We start from the raw sequence: 19,493 nt of genomic DNA on the forward strand, positions 1-19,493 counted from the left end.
ATGAATCAAGATTATGAAAACTACTACGTACCCGAGCAAAGTCCTTGGCCCATAGTGGGCGCGGTGGCGTTATTTTTTATTGCAGTGGGTGCGGCTTTAACAGTCATGAATTTAGAAAGTGAAGGGGGCAGCGGTGTGTACTTGCTATATGCAGGCATTGCAGTGCTGCTGTATATGATTTTTAGCTGGTTTAAAAATGTAATTAGCGAGTCTGATCAGGGCTTATATTCAGCGCAAATGGACCGATCATTTAGACAAGGAATGAGCTGGTTTATATTCTCTGAAGTTATGTTTTTTATGGCCTTTTTTGGCGCATTATTTTACGCCCGCATACTGTCGGTGCCTTGGCTTGGCGGCGCTGGGAATAACGCGATGACCAACGAGGTGCTTTGGCCTACCTTTGAGGCCGTATGGCCACTACTAACCACACCAGCAGGTGAAACCACGCAAGCTATGGGGTGGCAAGGCTTACCCCTTATTAATACGCTTATTTTATTAGCGTCTTCGGTTACTTTGCATTTTGCTCACGTAGCCATTGAAAACAATAAACGTAAACCGCTAAAAGTGATGCTAGGGGCAACCATTTTATTGGGTGTGTGCTTTTTAGCATTGCAGGTAGAAGAATATATTTATGCCTACAACGACTTAAACTTAACACTAGATGCAGGCATTTACGGGAATACATTCTTTTTGCTGACAGGTTTTCATGGCATGCATGTGACCCTTGGCGCCATTATTTTGTTTGTTGTATTTGTGCGTATTTTAAAAGGCCACTTTACGAAAGATAAACATTTTGCGTTTCAAGCAGCGGCTTGGTATTGGCATTTTGTTGATGTGGTGTGGCTGTGTTTATTTGTTTTTGTGTATGTGTTGTAACGGCTAATGGTGAGTGATTAGCCTTTATAAAACCAAGTTTTACAGCGGCTATCACCATCACCAAAACCACCACAGAAAACAGCACGCGACGGCCTAAAAAATGCGACATAGGCCGACCGCCAGATTTATCGGTCACCATAATAAATAGCGCTCTAAACAAGTTGAAAAGTATAAATAGTAACAGCAGCACAATAATAATTTTAATAATCACTGGGTTGACCCTTTATGCAGTTAATTTTAAGGCGTAAACAAAAGCTTAGCTCATTTATCGCACTTTGCGTTGTGGTAGCTGTGGTGCTGGTATGTGTACGTTTAGGGTATTGGCAATTAGCAAGGGCTGAGCAAAAGCAGCAACAGCTAACAGCTATAGCTAACATGCAAACCCAAGGCGTAATGAGCTGGCAGCAATTACAGGCAATGCCTTCAAAGTGGAATAAAACAGGTGTAGTGGTTGAGCTTGTCGGAAAAATAATAAATCAGCAATACTGGCTTTTAGATAACCAAGTTTACCAAGGGCAAGTCGGTTACGATTTATTGGTTTTATTTAAGCCAAGCCAAGCAAGTGACGCTTTACTCGTTAATTTAGGGTGGGTAAAAGCGCCTATTTCACGCAGCGAATTACCTAACATCCAACTTCCTAAACGTAATATTACGTTTAAAGCGCAGATAAAAGAGCGAAATTTAACGAGCTTTAACTTACAAACCAATGCGACAAAACAAGACCTTCAAAAACGAATTCAATCAATAGATTTACAAAAGCTAAGTGAGCAGAGTAATCAATCGTTATTTAATTTTATGGCTTATCGTCAAGGTGCAGGAGATGCGCTAGCTATACCGCATTATAAAGCGGTGGTGATGAGTCCGCAAAAGCACCAAGCGTATGCAGTGCAATGGTTTTTAATAGCCTTAGCCTGTGTAGTGGTGGCCATTTTTGCCAGTAAAAAGAGGACTAACAATGAAAAATAACCCCTTAGTTTTGTTTGTTGTATGTTGCGCTGTACCGCTAATACTTGCATACGGTGCGCTAAAGCTAGACTGGTTGCCAAGCGCTATTACCAATAATGGCGAGTTTTTACAGCACGAAGTAAAGCTTGAAAACTGGCAGCAACATAACCCTAAGCAATGGACAATTGCGCTTAATTACTCCAATAAATGTAACGCTTCGTGCAATGAGCAGCTCAATGCGCTTAATAACTTATATATCGCCTTAGGAAAAAATCAGGGCAAGGTTGATATGGCTGTAATGGGAGCGCCTAAAGTTAAAAACATTCCTTGGAAAACCTTTAACGCGCAACAAAATTTGCAGCCCGCTAGCCTATATTTAATCGATCATATGGGGTTAGTGGTGCTTGAGTATCCGTTTAAAGAGCAGCCACAAGAAAACCGTTTAGTGCAAAAAGGTTTATTAAAAGATTTAAAAAAACTGCTTAATTATTCTCGTTCAAGCTAATTAATAGCGCATTGTTAATGGGAGATTCCTATGTATAAAAATTATAAAAACTGGGTACTTGCAACGGGGTTACTTGCGCTGTTGGTGGTAGGGCTAGGTGCTTATACACGTTTAAGTGACGCAGGGCTTGGTTGTCCTGATTGGCCCGGTTGCTATGGGTTTTTAACTGTACCAAAGCATGAAGCCGATATCGCACTGGCTACCCAAAGTTACCCAGATATGATGTTTGAAACCGCCAAAGCGTGGAAAGAAATGATCCACCGTTACTTTGCAGGCGCGCTGGGATTGCTTATTTTAGCGCTATTTGTGTTGGCTTTTGTAAAGCGCCATTACTCAAACACACCGGTTAAATTACCGCTAGCCTTATTGTTGTTAGTTATATTTCAGGCTGCGCTGGGTATGTGGACCGTTACTATGAACTTACAACCGCTCATTGTAATGGGGCATTTGCTGGGGGGATTTAGTATTTTATCGCTAATCACTCTTTTATACTTACGTTTAACCAGTAAAACCATAGAGGGCGGAGATAGTAGCGCTAAAGGCTATTTTTCATTGAGCTTAGTTGCATTGGCTGTGTTGGTTATTCAAATTGCATTAGGTGGGTGGCTTGCAGCAAATTATGCGGCGCCACACTGTAATGGCCTACCGCTGTGTAGTTATGCGCAGCCATTTTCACTCAGTAGTGTGTTTCAGCTGCCGCTTGAGCACAGTAATTATGAGTACGGAGTGCTATCGCAACAGGCGCGTATGTCTATTCATTTACTACACAGAATTTGGGCGCTAGTTACATGTATTGTGTTGGCGCTAATTATGTGGCGTATATACAGTCAGGCGCAATCTGCAAAAATAAAACACTGTACTGTCAGCGTGCTTGTTGCGCTACTTTGCCAAATTAGTTTGGGGCTTGCGGTGGTGCATTGGCACTTTCCGCTTGGAGTGGCGCTGGCGCACAATTTAATGGCAGCTATCTTGTTATTGACTATGGTTAGGTTGTGTTACTACCTAAAAGCACGCACTTAAAGGGGAATAATTATGGCACTCACACTCGACAAAAAAGAACTACAGGTTATTAGCGCACACCCTTTTATTCAACGTGCTTATAATTTACTGCAAGATTACTTAGCTATTAGCAAGTTTAAAGTAGTGGCTATGTTGGTACTTACTGCCTGGGTTGGCTTGGCACTGGCGCCTGATGTAGGGCGAGGCATTGCAGTACAATTTATTAGTTTATTAGGCATTGGTTTGCTCTCTGGCGCTGCGGCGGTAATAAATCATGTTGTTGATAGCGAAATAGATACAAAAATGGCGCGTACACGCCACCGCCCTGTAGCCAAAGGCCGGCTTAGTAAAACCCATGCGCTAAGCTTTGCAGGCGTGATAGGGGTTGCTGGTTTTATAATGCTAATGCTTTGGGCAAACACCCTAACAGCCGTACTTACTTTGTTTGCATTAGTTGGGTATGCTTTTATTTATACCTCTTTTTTAAAGCGTGCCACACCGCAAAACATTGTGATTGGTGGCTTGGCTGGGGCAATGCCGCCTTTATTGGGTTGGGTTTCTGAAACCAATCAAATGGCAGCCGCGCCATGGTTACTAGTAATGATTATATTTACGTGGACCCCACCGCATTTTTGGGCACTGGCAATAGCACGCAAAAGCGATTACGAACGCGCTAAAATTCCTATGTTGCCAGTGACTCACGGTATCGACTTTTGTAAAACGTGTGTTGTGGCTTACACTATATTACTGGCACTTGTATGCGTATTACCTTATTTAATTGGTATGTCGGGCGGTATCTATTTAGTCGGCGCATGTGTGCTCAATGCACTCTTTTTGTATAAAGCAGTTAAGCTTAAATTAGCCCCGAGCGATGACACCGCAATGGACTTATTTCGCTTTTCAATTGTGCATTTAATGGTACTCTTCGTGATCTTATTTATAGATAAATGGCTCCCTTTATGAAGCAGTTACGGATTAGCTTAGTTGTAATTTTTTCGTTTTTATTAGTCGCTTGCTCAGAGCAAAATAGTGCACCCGATGTGCAAGCCTTAGTGTATGAGCAAGCAAAGCCTCTTTCTGATTTTACACTTAACGACCAAAACGGTGAGTTAGTCACCAAAGCGCAATTTTTGGGGCAGTGGAACTTAGTGTTTTTAGGCTATACCAGTTGTCCAGATATTTGCCCATTAACGCTTGCTAAACTAAACAGCGTGTATAAAAAGTTACATAACGAATACCCACTGCAAATTTGGTTTATGTCGGTAGACCCTCAACGCGATACGCCGGAAAAACGCAAAGCGTATATTGATTATTTTAACCCTGACTTTTTAGCTGTTTCGGGTGAGCACAAAAACCTATTCCCGGTGGTTAGAGAGCTTGGTCTAATTTATGCCATTAGTGACTCACAAGAATCAGAATATGCGGTCGATCATAGTGCTTCGGTGGCTTTAGTTGATGCAAATGGAGCGGTAAGAGCCATATTTAAGCCTGAGTTCCAACAAGGAAATGTGCCCCTTATTAATACCACTCAACTCATTAGCGAATTTAAACAAATAGCGGATTACTATAAAAACTAGTTTTAAACTTTTCACGAATTTTAAAAGGAGCTTAGGCTCCTTTTTTGCTTTTTAGCGCCACTTTTAAAAGTTTTATTAATTTTTTTGAGCCTTTTATGGCAATTTTAATAACTAAGGCTAAGCTTTTGTTATGAATTGAATTGACAGGGAAAGTCCTGAAAAAATGCTAAAACTTCCAAGCGAACTTGCGATTATGCAAGTAGAGACTCTTCACCAAGATTTATTACAAGAACTCAATAGCAACAACGATATTTGTTTAGATGTCAGTGAGGTTGTTTCAGCCGATACCGCGTCAATTCAACTTTTGTGTGCCTTACAAAAACACCTACTTACCATACATCATAAAATTGTATGGGTAGGCAGCAGTGATGCACTTCAAAACGCCATTAATCAACTTGGCTTAAGTCAATATTTAACACTTGAAAGTAAAGGTTAGAGGTTTATATGAAGAAAATTTTAGCGGTTGATGATTCTGCGTCAATGCGTCAAATGGTGAGCTTTACGCTTAAAACCGCAGGGTTTGATGTTACCGAAGCAAAAGATGGCAGCGAAGCCCTCGCGATTGCCAAGCAGCAAAGTTTTGATGCGGTAATTTCAGATGTAAATATGCCCATTATGGATGGCATTACGCTTATCAGAGAGCTCAGAGGCCTTCCTGATTACAAATTTACGCCGCTACTTATGCTAACCACAGAGTCAGGATTAGATAAAAAAGTAGAAGGTAAAGCAGCTGGCGCAACAGGCTGGATTGTAAAGCCTTTCAACCCGGATCAGTTACTAGCGGTACTTAAAAAAGTAATTCGTTAACTGAGGAGTGCGGCGTGAGTATAGATTTAAGTCAATTTTTTGAAGTGTTCTTTGAAGAAAGTTTTGAAGGCCTAGATACAATGGAGGCCGAGCTGTTAAATTTAGAGCCCGGCGAAGAAGACTTAGAAACAATAAATACTATTTTTAGAGCTGCGCACTCAATTAAAGGGGGCAGTGGCACCTTTGGCTTTAACTCTGTTGCTGAGTTTACCCATGTGCTAGAAACCCTACTGGATCAAATACGCCAAGGTGAGCGCGAACTCACCACCGAGCACGTTAATTTATTGCTTAAAGCTATTGATTGCTTGCGTGGGTTACTCGGTGAGCTGCAAGCAGAGCAAGAGCCTGATTTATCACACGCTACAACCTTAAAAAAACAGTTTGAAATTGTACTGGAAATGCAAGCCGATTCAGCCCCAAGCGAGGCAAGCGAAGTAACGGCTGCTGCTGAGGTAAATACCTTTCAAATTGATTTTAAACCGCATCATCACCTTTTTAAAACAGGCAACGAGCCTTTATTTATGATCAGCGAATTAGCTGAACTCGGCGAGCTTGAAACACAGGCCTTTTTAGACGATATCCCAGATATTAAAGATTTAAGCAGTGACGAGTGCTACTTACACTGGCGCTTTTTTTTAAATACCAGCGAAAAAGAAGCCGCCATTAAAGAGGTATTTGAATGGGTAGAAGATGATGCCGATATAAAAATAGAGCTCTGTGGCGGGTTATTTGATGAAGGCACTTCTCACGCCGCAAACGCTGATGAAAAGAGCAACGACAGCACAGCTCAAACACCGCCTATTAGCGATGCTAAAAAAGCACCCGACAAACCTAAAAGCAAACCCACAGCCGATAAAAAGCCAACATCAGCACCAGAGTCTACCTCCATAAGAGTAGGAATAGACAAAGTAGACTCGTTAATAAACATGGTTGGTGAGCTGGTGATAACACAAGCCATGTTAAATCAGTTGAGCGAGCAAGAAATTAGCGAATCAACCATTACGTCATTACAAGAAGGTTTGGCACAACTGGCGCACAATACCCGAGACCTGCAAGAAAATGTTATGCGTATTCGTATGTTACCGATTAACTTTGTATTTAGCCGGTTTCCGCGTTTAGTGCGCGATATAGCGCAAAAACTAAATAAACAGGTGGAGTTAAAATTATTAGGCGAGCAAACCGAGCTAGATAAAACGGTAATGGAAAAAATATCTGACCCTATGGTGCACCTTGTCAGAAATTCGCTCGACCATGGCCTTGAAACAATTGAACAGCGGGTTGCCGCAGGTAAAGACCCAGTGGGCACCGTGACCTTAAATGCCTTTCATCAAGGCGGCAATATCGTGATAGAAATAATGGACGATGGGCAAGGCTTAAATACGCAAAAAATTAAAGAAAAAGCCATTGCTAATGAGCTGATCACCGCTGATTGTAATTTAACAGATGATGAAATTAACGAGCTTATTTTTATGCCTGGCTTTTCTACTGCCGATGCGGTTAGCGATTTATCTGGGCGTGGTGTAGGAATGGATGTTGTTAAGCGCAATATTCAATCTTTAAATGGCTCGGTTGAGGTTTCATCAGCGCCTGGCGTTGGCTCTACCTTTACAATTAGGCTGCCCCTTACGCTTGCCATTTTAGATGGTCAATTAGTTAAAGTTGCCCAGCATACTTATATTATTCCGCTTATTTCTATTGTTGAATCACTACAGATTGATATCACTAAAGTAAGCCGAGTGGGTAAAGACTTAGATGTACTAAGGCTGCGTGACGAATACATTCCTATTTTACGCTTATATCAAATTTTTAATCATCAAAACGCCATAGAGTCATTAGACAAAACCTTGTTGGTGGTTGTTGAAACCGACAACCAAAAAGTGGGTTTGCTGGTAGATGACTTACTTTCGCAGCAGCAGGTAGTCATAAAAAGTTTAGAGGCTAATTACCAAAAAGTAGATGGGGTGTCTGGAGCAACTATTTTAGGCGACGGGCGTGTATCGTTAATTGTTGATATTAGCGGCTTAATAAAATTATCAGGGCTTAAAAAACCAGGTAGCCAAGAGCTAATCATAGAATCTAAAACACCCCTGGAGGCTTCATGATTAGTGAACAAAGCGAGCTAAACAACAAAATTGATTTAGGGCAACAGCAAGGCGTTAAGCAGTTTTTAACCTTTATTATGGCTGGCGAAGAATACGGCGTAGATATATTAACCGTGCAAGAGATCAGAAGTTGGGAAGAAATTACCGTACTGCCCAACGCGCCGGATTTTGTTAAAGGAGTGATAAACCTTCGCGGCACCATAGTGCCAATAATAGATTTACGCTTACGTTTTGGCTTGCCAAGCACTGAATATGGGCCATTAACGGTTGTTATTGTTGTAAAAGTTATTTTTGAAAACGATTCAAAAATAATGGGCATCGCAGTAGATGCGGTGTCAGATGTTTACAGCATTGCAGAGCAAGACGCCAAGCCCGTCCCTAGCCTGTCTGATTCGAGTAATTGTGAATATGTCGCAGGGTTGGTGAACGTGGGCGAAAAAATGGTCTCGTTAATTGATTTACAAAGAACAATGGATATATAGCCACAGCGCTATGTAGCAACAAAAACAAACATAAAGGTGGTGATGGGCATGGGATGGTTTAGTAATCCGAAGCAGTCAGAATCAAGTAATGACTTAATCGTTAATGCATTAAATAAATCATTAGCGGTTATTGAGTTTGAACCCAGCGGCAGAATAATTACGGCTAATTCAAACTTTTTAAATGCAATGGGATACCGTTTAGAGGAAGTGCAAGGGCAGCACCACTCTATGTTTGTTGAACCAGATGAAGCCCAGAGCAGCGAGTATAAAAATTTTTGGCAACGCTTGCGCGGTGGTGAGTTTATTTCTAATGAGTTTAAGCGTCTTGCTAATGGAGGGCGAGAAGTATGGATCCAAGCTACCTATAACCCAATTATTGATAGCCAAGGGCAAGTGCTAAAAGTAATTAAATTTGCTACCGACATTACCGAACAAAAGAAACAGGCCGCTGAAGCGCAAGGCCAACTTGAGGCAATTAGTAAATCTCAGGCGGTGATTGAGTTTAATCTTGATGGCACAATTATTACTGCCAATGACAATTTTTTAAATGGTTTAGGCTATCAACTTAGCGAAATAAAAGGCCAGCATCATAAATTATTTGTCGACCCAGAATACGCTAAAACAAACGAGTATAAACAATTTTGGGATAAGTTAGGACGAGGCGAGTACGACTCGGGCGAGTACATGCGAATAGGCAAACAAGGGCAAGAAATATGGATTCAAGCCTCTTATAACCCTATTTTTGATTTAAACGGCAAGCCTTATAAAGTTATTAAATACGCCAGTGATATCACCGCGCAAAAACAGCTAGAGCGAGAGTCTAAAAAGGCTGCCGATTTAGCAAGTGCGTTAACTGTTTGCCAAGCCAATGTGATGATTGCCGATAAAGACCTAAATATTGTATTTGTAAACGATCAGGTTAAGTTAATGCTCAAAGCGCGAGAAACTGAGTTGCAAGGTGTGCTACCTAGTTTTTCTGTTGATAATTTAATAGGCACGTGTGTTGATGATTTTCATAAGCACCCAGCTCATCAACGCGAACTATTAAAAAACTTAAAACAACCTTATAAAACTGAGTTACGTTTAGCGGGGCTTATTTTTAGTTTAATTGCTACACCGTGGATAAACCATGAAGGTAAGCATTTAGGCACCATTGTTGAGTGGGAAGATATTACCGATAGCGTAGCAAAAGCAGAGCAAGAACGTGCTGAAGCACAAGAAAACTTACGAGTAAAACAAGCCCTTGATACCGTAGCAACAAACACCATGATAGCCGATGCTTCAAATGTAATTGTATACATGAACAACGCGGTTAAATCGATGATGAATATTGCTGAAGATGATTTGAAAAAGGAGCTGCCAAACTTTGATAGCACCAATTTAATGCAGCAAAACATTGATATATTCCATAAAAATCCGGCTCATCAACAAAACCTACTAGCTAAGCTTACAACAACTTACCGAGCCGAAATAAAAGTAGGCGGGCGTACCTTTGGTTTAGTTGCAAACCCTATTTTTACACCAGAACAAGAACGCATAGGCACCGTAGTTGAGTGGGAAGATAGAACGGGCGAAGTTGCAATAGAAAAAGAAATTGCACAATTAGTCAGCGATGCAGGTAATGGCGATTTAGAAACCCGAGTAGATGAAAAAGGTAAAGAAGGCTTTTTCTTACGCTTAGCGCAGGGCTTAAACAGCTTAGTTGAAATTGTGGATGATGCCGTTAGTGATACCGCGCAAATGCTTGATGCAATGGCCAATGGCGACCTATCAAAACGCATAGAAAAAGAGTATCAAGGCTCGTTCGATAAGCTCAAGCAAGATGCTAATACCACAGCAGATAAATTGACCGATGTGATTAACCGAATTAACTCATCGGCCACGTTAGTAGCCAGTGGCGCAGAGGAAATTTCGCAAGGCAACGCCGATTTAAGTCAGCGTACCGAAGAACAAGCTTCATCACTTGAAGAAACCGCCTCAAGTATGGAAGAAATGACCAGTACTGTAAGGCAAAATGCAGATAACGCAAAAGTCGCTAACGATTTAGCCGAAGAAACTTGCGAGAAAGCAATTCAAGGTGGTGAAGTAGTTAATAGAGCTGTAACGAGTATGTCGGCCATTAACGAGTCGAGTAAAAAAATTGCAGACATTATTGGCGTGATTGATGAAATTGCCTTTCAAACTAATTTACTGGCACTTAACGCCGCCGTTGAAGCAGCTAGAGCGGGTGAGCAAGGCCGTGGCTTTGCCGTTGTTGCTGGTGAGGTGCGTAACTTAGCGCAGCGCTCAGCTGGAGCAGCCAAAGAAATTAAAGAGCTTATTAGAGACAGCGTTGCAAAAGTTACCGATGGCTCTGTGCTTGTAAATGAGTCGGGCGAAACACTCAGAGAAATTGTTTCAAGCGTACAACGTGTTACGCAAATGATTTCGGATATAACCGAAGCCTCTGAAGAGCAAAGCGCAGGCATTGAGCAAGTTAATAAAGCGGTTGCCCAAATGGATGAAATGACCCAGCAAAATGCGGCACTAGTAGAAGAAGCGTCTGCGGCGGGCGAGTCAATGGCTGAGCAAGCAAACGAGATGCGTCAGTTATTGCACTTTTTTTCACTCGGGCAGCAAGGCATAAACACATTGCCAAATACGCACTTTGAACGCTCAGCGCCCCCTGCGCGCCAACCTAGTGGCTATTTAAAAAATACCCAACCCAAAGGCGAAAACTTTATAGACTCAGCAGATGAATGGGAAGAGTTTTAGTCATTACTGGCTTGCTAGTTAATACCCTAGCAAGCCTGCTTTACAAGGGATGGTATGACAATGAAAGAATTTTTATGTACCGATAAAGATTTTAAAGACATTGCCACTTTAGTTTATAACGCGTGCGGAATTGTACTTGGCGATCATAAACGCGAAATGGTGTATTCCCGCTTAGCAAGAAGGGTAAGAGAGCATAAACTTAAAAACTTTTCTCAATACTTAGAGTACTTACACAATAATAAAGAAGCTGAGTTTGACGCATTTATTAATGCTATTACCACTAACTTAACCTCCTTTTTTAGAGAACCCCACCACTTTGAGTTTTTAAAAAACACCATAGTGCCGCAGTTACTTAGCAGTAACAAAGTAACAAAACGAGTACGCGTATGGTCAGCGGGTTGCTCTACAGGCGAAGAGCCTTATAGCTTAGCAATAACCCTTGCCGATTTATTCCCAAGTTCTTGGGATGTAAAAATTTTAGCAACCGATTTAGATTCTAATGTATTAGCCAAAGCACAAGCGGGTATTTATACCGCGGCTAATGTAAATGGCTTAGAAAACAATGTACTTAAAAAGTGGTTTTTAAAAAGCAAAGATGGGCAAACATATAAAGTAAAACCACAGTTAAATAAACACATTTTTTTTAAACGCCTTAACCTTTTACAAGAATGGCCCATGAAAGGGCAGTTTGACTTAATTTTATGTCGTAACGTGGTTATTTATTTTGATAAAGAAACAAAAGACACCTTATTTAAACGTTATGCAAATGCACTTAATCGTGACGGTTATTTGTTTTTAGGGCACTCAGAGAGTATGGGAAAAGAGCATTCTGAGTTTAAAAATTTAGGGAAAACCATGTATCAAAAGCAACACAATGCACGCACAGTTTAGGCCGGTGCTCCCAGGGTTTGAACATATAAAACGTTACTGGGATGCAGGGCGCACAAGCGTGGTGGCAAAAATATTACCTGGCGAATTTTATGTCTCAAAAAATGATGAGCTTATTTCTACAGTGCTTGGGTCGTGTATAGCCGCGTGTGTTTACGATGAAAAAGCCGGTATAGGTGGCGTAAATCATTTTATGTTGCCGGTAAAAAAAGGCCTAGAATTAAACAGTGCCCATAGTTTGAGCTGCCGCTACGGAAATTGGGCAATGGAATACCTGATCAACGAAGTACTCAAAGGTGGTGCTGCGCGAAAAAATTTAAAAATAAAACTCTTTGGTGGCGGCAAAATAATTAGCGCAATGACCGACATAGGGATAGGTAATATTAGCTTTGCCAATGCGTATATTCAGGAAGAGTCGCTCAATCTTGTTGCACAAGATATGGGGGGGCCGTGGCCTCGAAAAATTTTTTTTCATCCGCATACGGGCAAAGTCCACGTAAAAAAGCTGAAGAATTTGCACAACAACACAATTGAAAAACGCGAAGTGCGCTACCTGCAAAACCTTAAGCAACAAGATAAAGCCACCGAGACTAACATAGAGCTGTTTTAGGAGTCGTAATGGTTAAAGTTCTGATAATAGATGATTCACCACTGATAAGGCGTTTGCTGAGCGAAATATTATCTCAGGCTAGCGATATCGAGGTTGTGGGCTGTGCGGAAGACCCTTATCAAGCACGAGAAATGATTAAATTGCTCAATCCAGATGTGCTTACCCTCGATGTAGAAATGCCAAAAATGGACGGCATTAGCTTTTTAAGAAACTTAATGCGCTTAAGACCTATGCCCGTTGTGATGATTTCTACACTAACCCAGCAAGGCTCGCCTATCACCTTAGAAGCGCTTGAGCTTGGTGCAGTGGATTTTATTGCCAAGCCAACTGTGAATGTTAAGCAGCAAATGAGTCAATATGCATATGTTGTGCAGCAAAAAGTGCGTGTGGCGGCAGGTGCAAGGGTAAGAAGTTTTAAAAAGGTAAGCACCGTAAGTGAGCCTTTACCTAGCAATGCACAATTTTTATTAAACAAGGTAATAGCGATAGGGGCTTCAACAGGGGGCACAGAAGCAATAAAAGAAGTGCTTATAAAAATGCCGACCAATTGCCCTGCGATTGTGATTACCCAGCATATTCCTCCGGTATTTAGTACCTCGTTTGCCCAGCGTATGGACCGCACCTGTGCAATTAACGTAAAAGAAGCGCAGCACGGCGACAAGCTCACTGCGGGATGGGCTTATATAGCCCCAGGTGGTTTGCACTTAAGCATAAAAAAAAGAGGGGCAAGTTTATATTGCGAGCTTGATGATTCTGAGCCTGTTAACCGCCATAAACCGGCAGTAGATGTATTATTTAACTCTTTACTTGAGTGCGGCGCAAAAAACATTGTGGCAGCGTTACTAACCGGTATGGGGAGCGATGGAGCAAAGGGCTTGCTTAGTATTAAACAAGCGGGTGGTTACACCATTGCACAGGATGAGTTTTCTTCAGTGGTGTGGGGAATGCCCAAAGCGGCGGTTGATTTAGGTGCCGCTCACGAAATTGTTGCGCTTGATAAAGTGACCCAGCGCTTATTGCATCAGACTATAAAAGTGTAATTGCTACTGAATAACCCACGGCTGCGAAAACCAATAGTAACTACCAGGGTGCTCAATAGAAGGGGCGGTACAATTAAAGCGTGAACGGCCTTTATTTAGCGCCTTTGGCGAGTCAATTTTTACAGTTGTGTCGCTTACCCAAGTTAACTTAGCCTGCCCAACACTTGATACATAACACGCAAACTGACTTTTATGAAAATCACCCATTTCAAACTCAATGCTGAGCGTTGGTGGGTTTTGTGAGGTTACACTGTCTTGGTAATCTAGGGTTTTAATACTAAACGCCCGAGAGTTTAATTTTGTAATTAACGTATCTAATTTACTGTAAAAGCCAGAGGCTGGAAAACGCGGTAAGCGGGTAAAGTTAGCGTTTTTATTTACAGCGCCTGAGTGCTGACCAATGCCAATAAAGCCAAGCTCTTCTACAAGCGTTTGTAGTTTGTTATTAAACTCACCATACGGGTACGCTAGGTATTTATAGTCGTGGCCTATTTCTTCTTTAATACGCTGTTGAGAATGCAAAATATCTTGTTTTATACGTGCTTGCCACTGTGCATCGCTCTCATCTTTTAGCTTAATATGCAGGTAGTCATGCTGGGCAGTGTGATTGGCAATTAACGCCCCTTTGCCTGCGAGCTCTTTTAATTTATCCCACCCCATTACGTAGCCTTTGCCTTCATCAATAAGGGTAGGGTTTACAAAAATAGTATAGGGGTAACCAAATTTTTCTAAAATAGGCGCAGCTTGTTCGTAGTTATTGTTGTAACCATCGTCAAAGGTGATAGCGACTGTTTTCTCAGGTAATGTTTTGCCTTGTTGTATAGCGCTTATTAGCTCATTTAGTGCAATAACATTAAAATTATGCTCTTTTAAGTAGCTCAAATGCTTGGTAAACGTATTTGCGCTTACACTGGTCACAGCGGGAAGGGTTTCGCTTACATGGTGATACTGTAAAATAACCGCCGCATGAGCACGTACTGATAAACAAATGAGAGTAATTAAAACTAAATGAAACAATTTCTTAAACATAATAAGGCACACCATAAAAGCTTGCTGTTGCTAGCGGGTCCAATGATATTATCAAATATTACTGTCCCACTGTTAGGAATTGTTGATACCGCTGTTATTGGCCACTTAGGTAGCGCACATTACTTAGCGGGCATCGCACTTGGCTCAGCTGTTATTTCTATTTTATTTTGGCTCGCCGGTTTTTTACGTATGAGCACCACAGGGTTAGTGGCCCAAGCATACGGGCAAAATAACTTAACACAGTTGGCAGCGCTTTTAAAACGCAGCTTATTGCTTGCCGTGTGTGTGGCGTTAGCGCTTATTGCCTTATCGCCCTTGATAAAACAAGCCATTGCATTTTTATCAGGCGCAAATAGTGAGGTTCTTGCTCAAGCATATCAGTATTTTAGTATTCGTATATTTAGTGCCCCTGCCGCACTTTGTAATTTAGTGCTGCTTGGCTGGATGCTTGGCGTACATTATGGGCGAGGGCCATTTTACTTGCTGTTAGTGACCAATATTACCAACATAGTGCTCGATATATATTTTGTGGTGTATTTAGACTGGGCAGTAGCGGGAGCTGCGTGGGCGTCGTTAATTGCAGATTACAGCGCGTTGGCTTTTGCGTTGCTACTAGTGATTAAGCTCGCTAAAAAGCAAGGCGTGGAGCTAAGCGTGCCCAACTGGCTCAGTGTTAGCAAAATGGCAGAGCTACTTAGTTTAAATAGAGATATATTTATTCGCTCTTTAATTTTGCAATTATGCTTTAGCTTTATGACCTTTTATGGCGCCCGCATAGGCGAAACAACGCTTGCAGCAAATGCCGTGTTACTTAATTTTTTAATGTTAGTAAGCTTTGCACTTGATGGAATAGCCTATGCAAGCGAAGCCAAAGTTGGTCAAGCTAAAGGTCAGCGAAGCGTTAATAACATTAGATTGTGGGTAAAAATAAGTGTGTTTTGGGGTATGCTTTTTGGCGTGTTATACAGCGTATTTTTTGCTGTGTTTGGCAGCGCTATTATTAAGCTTTTAACCAATGTACCCGAGGTGATAGAAGCTGCGACAAATTACTTACCGTGGGTAATAGTATTGCCTATGTTAGCAATGAGCTGTTTTTTGTTTGATGGCGTATTTGTAGGGCTCACACGGGCAAAAAATATGCGTAACAGTATGATTCTTTCAGCTGCTGTTGGCTTTTTTGGGGTGTTTTGGGTGTTTATAGAGTGGCAAAATAATGCGTTATGGCTGGCTATGAGTTGCTTTATGCTTATGCGCGGCGTTACGTTAATTATTAAGTATTTGCAGTTAAAAGCAACTAATCAGCTGCTAGATTAAGCGAACATGTCATTTCCATAGGTCGGGGTCGTGATCTTTTGGCCCCATATCTTTTAAAACTTGCGAGAAACGATTGGCAAAAATACCGCTATAACCCCATGCAGCAAAAAATAATGCCGGGATTAAAATAACCACACCTATAATTTGTAAACTAAAGTGAGTGTAGTAGCCAAGGGCAATAAATATCACGGCTAGCACAAACAGTGCTAAGCCGCGAAAAAAGCGCGTTAAACTCAACTTAGGGTTACTCCCTAAGCGATAAATAAGCGGCTTTAACATTATTGCTTAGTAATAAGAGTGATCGCCCGCTTGGTGCTCGGTAATGTCGGCAACACCGGTGATTTCATCAAACTTTGCAATCATTTCTTTCTCGATGCCTTCTTTAAGCGTTACATCGATCATAGAACAGCCATTACAACCACCACCAAATTGAAGTACAGCAATACCTTCAGCGGTTACTTCAACTAGGCTTACTTGGCCGCCGTGGTTAGCTAGCTGCGGGTTTACTTCGGTTTCTAGCATGTGTTGAACACGCTCATTTAGCGATGCGTTATCGCCTAGTTTACGTGCCTTTGCATTAGGCGCTTTTAAAGTTAACTGAGTGCCCATTTTGTCGGTAACAAAATCAATTTCAGCTTCTTCTAAAAAAGGAGCGCTTTCTGTATCTACTACGGCATCAAAACCATTAAAATTAAGACGAATATCGCTGTCTTCTACGGCGTCTTCTGGGCAATAAGAAACACCACATTCCGCTTGTGATGTACCAGGGTTTACAACAAACACACGAATATTAGTTTGTTGTGCTTGATCTGCTAAAAGTTTAGCAAAATGCGCTTGTGCTGTTTCGGAAATAGAAATCATAAAACCGTCTATACTTGACTAAATTACTCGGATACTGCATATCATACTCCGCTCATCGTGTTGCGGCTAGTGTTGAGCGTAAAAAGTTGGCATCTATTTTAAGCAATGCTAGCGTGCAAATAACAAACATTTTTAGAGTGATTTATATGCGCTGGATAGTAACTATAATGGTGGCAATGCTTAGCTTTTCAAGTATGGCAAAACCACTTTCGTATTATTTTGAACAAGATGTAGAGTTTGATAAAACAATACCCACCCCACAAGACGTACTTGGTTACGAAGTAGGTGAGTGGCATGTAAGGCACGACCAACTGGTGCGTTACATGGAAATTCTAGCGCAAAAAAGTAATCGTATAAATTTTGAAGTAATAGGGCGCACACACGAGCAACGTCCGCTTGTGATGCTAAGTATTAGCAGCGCTGAAAAACTAGCTAACTTAGAGCAAATTCGCCAAGCGCACTTAGCCCGTTTAACAAACAGTGAGCAAGCTAAAAACACACAAAATGAGCCTGCTGTAGTTTGGATGGGATACAGTGTGCATGGCAATGAGTCATCAGGCAGCAATGCCGCTTTATTGGTTGCGTATTACCTTGCTGCAGCGCAAGGCCCAGAAATAGAAAAATTATTAAATAATACCGTTATTTTGCTCGACCCTTCACTTAACCCTGATGGCTTGGCTCGCTTTGCCAATTGGGCTAATAGTAATCGGGGGATGAACTTATCAAGCGACCCTAAAACGCGTGAACATGTAGAAAGCTGGCCAAGTAGCCGTACAAATCACTATTGGTTTGATTTAAACCGCGATTGGTTATTACTACAACACCCAGAGTCGCGTGCACGCATTGCTAAATTTCATCAATGGAAGCCAAATATTCTTACCGACTTTCATGAAATGGGGCCAAACAGCAGCTACTTTTTTCAACCTGGCATTGCCAGTCGCAAGCACCCAATTACCCCAGATGAAAACGTAACGCTTACTAAAGCCATAGCCAATTACCATGCTAAAACTTTAGATAAAAATAATGCCCTTTATTTTACCGAAGAAAGCTTTGACGACTTTTATTACGGCAAGGGTTCAACCTACCCCGATGTAAACGGCGGTATAGGTATTTTATTTGAGCAAGCCAGCTCACGTGGGCATGTACAAGAAACCATAAATGGTACGCTTACGTTTCCTTTTACTATTAAAAATCAGTTATTAACAAGCCTGTCAACCTTTAAAGCAGCGGTAGATAACCGCGAGGCGCTATTAACCTATCAGGCAAAATTTTATAACCAAGCAGTTGATTTAGCACATGATGAAAGTTTTGAAGGCTATGTGGTTGAGGGCGCTAAAGATAGCACCCGGATTAAACTATTTTTAAACCTGTTAAAGCAGCATCAAATTAACGCCTATCCACTTACAAAAGCGCTAAAAGCCAATGGCAAAAACTTTAGCACCCAGAGCTATTTTGTGCCGTTAGCTCAGCCACAGTTTCGTTTAGTAAAAGCTATTTTTAGTGAGCAAAAAAGTTTTGCCGATAACACATTTTATGATGTGTCAGGCTGGACACTCGCCCATGCTTTTAATTTAGAGTTTGCACAAGTAAAAAGTAGTTGGGGCTTAGAAGTAGCCAGCACTGCGTGGCAAAAAGCAGTTAAACCATCATTTGCTGCGTTAAAGCAAAGTTATGCATTTGGCTTTGCCTGGGACGATTACTTAGCGCCTAAAATGCTAAATAGCTTGCTAAAGCAAGGCATTAAAGCGCGTGTCGCGTTAAGCGCCTTAACAGCTAAAAGCAGCACCACCGAAATAGACTTTGCACCTGGCAGCATTATTGTCCCCGCAGGGCTGCAAACAAACCCTGATTGGGTGGCTATTTTAAACGATGCTCAAACCCAGTCTGGTATTGCGATAAAGCCTATTACCACTGGTCTTACAGGGAAAGGCGCCGATTTAGGCTCGCGCACTATGGCGGTATTAAACGAGCCAAAAGTACTGCTTGTGGGCGGTAAAGGCGTAAGCCAATACGAAGCGGGTGAAGTATGGTATTACCTTGACCGCTTTGTTGGTATTTCTCCGACCATAGTAGAAATGGAGCGTTTAGGTAGCTTAGATTTAAATAATTACAGCCACATTGTACTAGCTAATGGCAATTATTCGGGCTTACCCGATAGTGATAAAGTTGCTATTAAAAGCTGGGTAAGAAAAGGCGGCGTAATTTGGGGCCACAAAGGCGGCGCTAAATTTTTAGCTGATCAGCAATTACTCAAGGCTAATTATTTATCTAGGCAAGATGTAGCCAGCGCTTTTAATACTCAAGGGCTAAATTACGCAGATAAAGATCATTTAGCTGGGCGACAACGTATAGCCGGCGCTATTTTTAATACCGATGTAGACACCACGCATCCACTAACGTTTTCGCTTAATCGTGAAACGCTGCCTGTATTTAAAAATAGTACCTGGTTATTAGAAAAATCATCCGCCCCGTTTGTAAACATACTCACTTACCCGCAAAAACCACTATTAGCAGGGTTTACCGATGGCGTAAATGAGCAGCAAATTGCCGGTGCAGCAGCCATGATGGCCCACTCATACGGGCGTGGCAGTGTTATTGCGATGACAGATAACCCTGTATTTAGAGGATACTGGTACGGCACAAGCCGATTACTCAGTAATGCTTTATTTTTTGGCCACACATTTAGAGTAAGAGGTGATTAACT

Annotated in this window: 20 protein-coding genes; 16 read left to right on the plus strand and 4 right to left on the minus strand. The window is 41.6% G+C overall.

The genetic code is table 11. The annotated features are described in order from the left end of the window. Entirely contained in the window at window positions 1-876 is an 876-nt protein-coding gene (locus tag MTN96_RS24975; protein ID WP_004588217.1) for a cytochrome c oxidase subunit 3, read from the plus strand. On the opposite strand, the gene MTN96_RS37180 is transcribed toward MTN96_RS24975, so the two are convergent. Then, window positions 776-1,087, minus strand: coding sequence for a DUF2909 domain-containing protein (locus tag MTN96_RS37180; RefSeq protein ID WP_095206665.1), 312 nt, complete (start codon window positions 1,085-1,087; stop codon window positions 776-778). The genes MTN96_RS24975 and MTN96_RS37180 overlap by 101 nt on opposite strands. A gap of 14 nt (window positions 1,088-1,101) precedes the next feature. Between MTN96_RS37180 and MTN96_RS24985 the strand changes: the two genes are divergently transcribed. The 13 genes from MTN96_RS24985 (at window position 1,102) to MTN96_RS25045 (ending at window position 13,585) form a co-directional block, all read left to right on the plus strand. After that, window positions 1,102-1,842, plus strand: a complete 741-nt coding sequence (locus MTN96_RS24985) for an SURF1 family protein (RefSeq protein ID WP_121638116.1) — start codon at window positions 1,102-1,104, stop codon at window positions 1,840-1,842. Then, window positions 1,832-2,326, plus strand: coding sequence for a hypothetical protein (locus tag MTN96_RS24990; protein ID WP_054983321.1), 495 nt, complete (start codon window positions 1,832-1,834; stop codon window positions 2,324-2,326). The genes MTN96_RS24985 and MTN96_RS24990 overlap by 11 nt, the downstream gene beginning before the upstream one ends. 30 nt (window positions 2,327-2,356) lie before the next feature. After that, complete coding sequence (locus MTN96_RS24995; RefSeq protein WP_248533009.1) at window positions 2,357-3,346, plus strand: heme A synthase; 990 nt, start codon at window positions 2,357-2,359, stop codon at window positions 3,344-3,346. A 12-nt stretch (window positions 3,347-3,358) separates the two neighbouring features. Further along, complete coding sequence (cyoE, locus tag MTN96_RS25000; protein WP_024033912.1) at window positions 3,359-4,288, plus strand: heme o synthase; 930 nt, start codon at window positions 3,359-3,361, stop codon at window positions 4,286-4,288. Beyond that, complete coding sequence (locus tag MTN96_RS25005) at window positions 4,285-4,902, plus strand: SCO family protein (protein WP_248443682.1); 618 nt, start codon at window positions 4,285-4,287, stop codon at window positions 4,900-4,902. The genes cyoE and MTN96_RS25005 overlap by 4 nt, the downstream gene beginning before the upstream one ends. 163 nt (window positions 4,903-5,065) lie before the next feature. Next, on the plus strand, window positions 5,066-5,338 hold the full coding sequence (locus MTN96_RS25010; protein WP_004588224.1) for an STAS domain-containing protein: 273 nt from the start codon (window positions 5,066-5,068) through the stop codon (window positions 5,336-5,338). 8 nt (window positions 5,339-5,346) lie between these two features. After that, window positions 5,347-5,709 (plus strand): response regulator, encoded by a 363-nt coding sequence (locus MTN96_RS25015; RefSeq protein WP_029773320.1) that lies wholly within the window; start codon window positions 5,347-5,349, stop codon window positions 5,707-5,709. A 14-nt stretch (window positions 5,710-5,723) separates the two neighbouring features. Continuing rightward, window positions 5,724-7,811 carry a chemotaxis protein CheA gene (locus tag MTN96_RS25020; RefSeq protein WP_248533012.1) on the plus strand — a complete coding sequence of 696 codons (2,088 nt, stop codon included), beginning with the start codon at window positions 5,724-5,726 and terminating at the stop codon, window positions 7,809-7,811. Further along, window positions 7,808-8,293: a chemotaxis protein CheW gene (locus tag MTN96_RS25025; RefSeq protein WP_004588228.1), complete on the plus strand. Its 486-nt coding sequence runs from the start codon at window positions 7,808-7,810 to the stop codon at window positions 8,291-8,293. The genes MTN96_RS25020 and MTN96_RS25025 overlap by 4 nt, the downstream gene beginning before the upstream one ends. Window positions 8,294-8,341: 48 nt before the next feature. Then, window positions 8,342-11,047: a methyl-accepting chemotaxis protein gene (locus MTN96_RS25030; protein WP_054983356.1), complete on the plus strand. Its 2,706-nt coding sequence runs from the start codon at window positions 8,342-8,344 to the stop codon at window positions 11,045-11,047. A gap of 60 nt (window positions 11,048-11,107) precedes the next feature. Further along, window positions 11,108-11,938 (plus strand): protein-glutamate O-methyltransferase CheR, encoded by an 831-nt coding sequence (locus tag MTN96_RS25035; RefSeq protein WP_054983326.1) that lies wholly within the window; start codon window positions 11,108-11,110, stop codon window positions 11,936-11,938. Beyond that, the gene (cheD, locus tag MTN96_RS25040) at window positions 11,922-12,545 is read left to right on the plus strand and encodes a chemoreceptor glutamine deamidase CheD (RefSeq protein ID WP_029774194.1); all 624 of its coding nucleotides are present in this window, start codon (window positions 11,922-11,924) and stop codon (window positions 12,543-12,545) included. Before MTN96_RS25035 ends, cheD begins: the two co-directional genes overlap by 17 nt. 8 nt (window positions 12,546-12,553) lie before the next feature. Then, complete coding sequence (locus MTN96_RS25045; RefSeq protein ID WP_054983328.1) at window positions 12,554-13,585, plus strand: chemotaxis response regulator protein-glutamate methylesterase; 1,032 nt, start codon at window positions 12,554-12,556, stop codon at window positions 13,583-13,585. A gap of 3 nt (window positions 13,586-13,588) precedes the next feature. Here MTN96_RS25045 and MTN96_RS25050 read toward each other — a convergent pair whose 3' ends face one another. Then, entirely contained in the window at window positions 13,589-14,614 is a 1,026-nt protein-coding gene (locus MTN96_RS25050) for a polysaccharide deacetylase family protein (RefSeq protein WP_054983357.1), read from the minus strand. A 42-nt stretch (window positions 14,615-14,656) separates the two neighbouring features. Here MTN96_RS25050 and MTN96_RS25055 point away from each other — a divergent pair, with 42 nt between their 5' ends. Continuing rightward, the gene (locus tag MTN96_RS25055) at window positions 14,657-15,928 is read left to right on the plus strand and encodes an MATE family efflux transporter (RefSeq protein WP_054983329.1); all 1,272 of its coding nucleotides are present in this window, start codon (window positions 14,657-14,659) and stop codon (window positions 15,926-15,928) included. Window positions 15,929-15,937: 9 nt separating this feature from the next. Here the strand turns inward: MTN96_RS25055 and MTN96_RS25060 are convergent, their stop codons facing one another. Together MTN96_RS25060 and nfuA are read right to left on the minus strand one after the other, a co-directional pair. After that, window positions 15,938-16,207: a hypothetical protein gene (locus tag MTN96_RS25060; RefSeq protein WP_029774191.1), complete on the minus strand. Its 270-nt coding sequence runs from the start codon at window positions 16,205-16,207 to the stop codon at window positions 15,938-15,940. 6 nt (window positions 16,208-16,213) lie between these two features. Then, window positions 16,214-16,789, minus strand: a complete 576-nt coding sequence (gene nfuA / locus MTN96_RS25065) for a Fe-S biogenesis protein NfuA (RefSeq protein WP_096042447.1) — start codon at window positions 16,787-16,789, stop codon at window positions 16,214-16,216. A 146-nt stretch (window positions 16,790-16,935) separates the two neighbouring features. Between nfuA and MTN96_RS25070 the strand changes: the two genes are divergently transcribed. Next, on the plus strand, window positions 16,936-19,491 hold the full coding sequence (locus MTN96_RS25070) for a M14 metallopeptidase family protein (protein ID WP_248533014.1): 2,556 nt from the start codon (window positions 16,936-16,938) through the stop codon (window positions 19,489-19,491). Window positions 19,492-19,493 lie beyond the last annotated feature (2 nt).

It is taken from the genome of Pseudoalteromonas sp. 2CM28B (assembly GCF_023161935.1).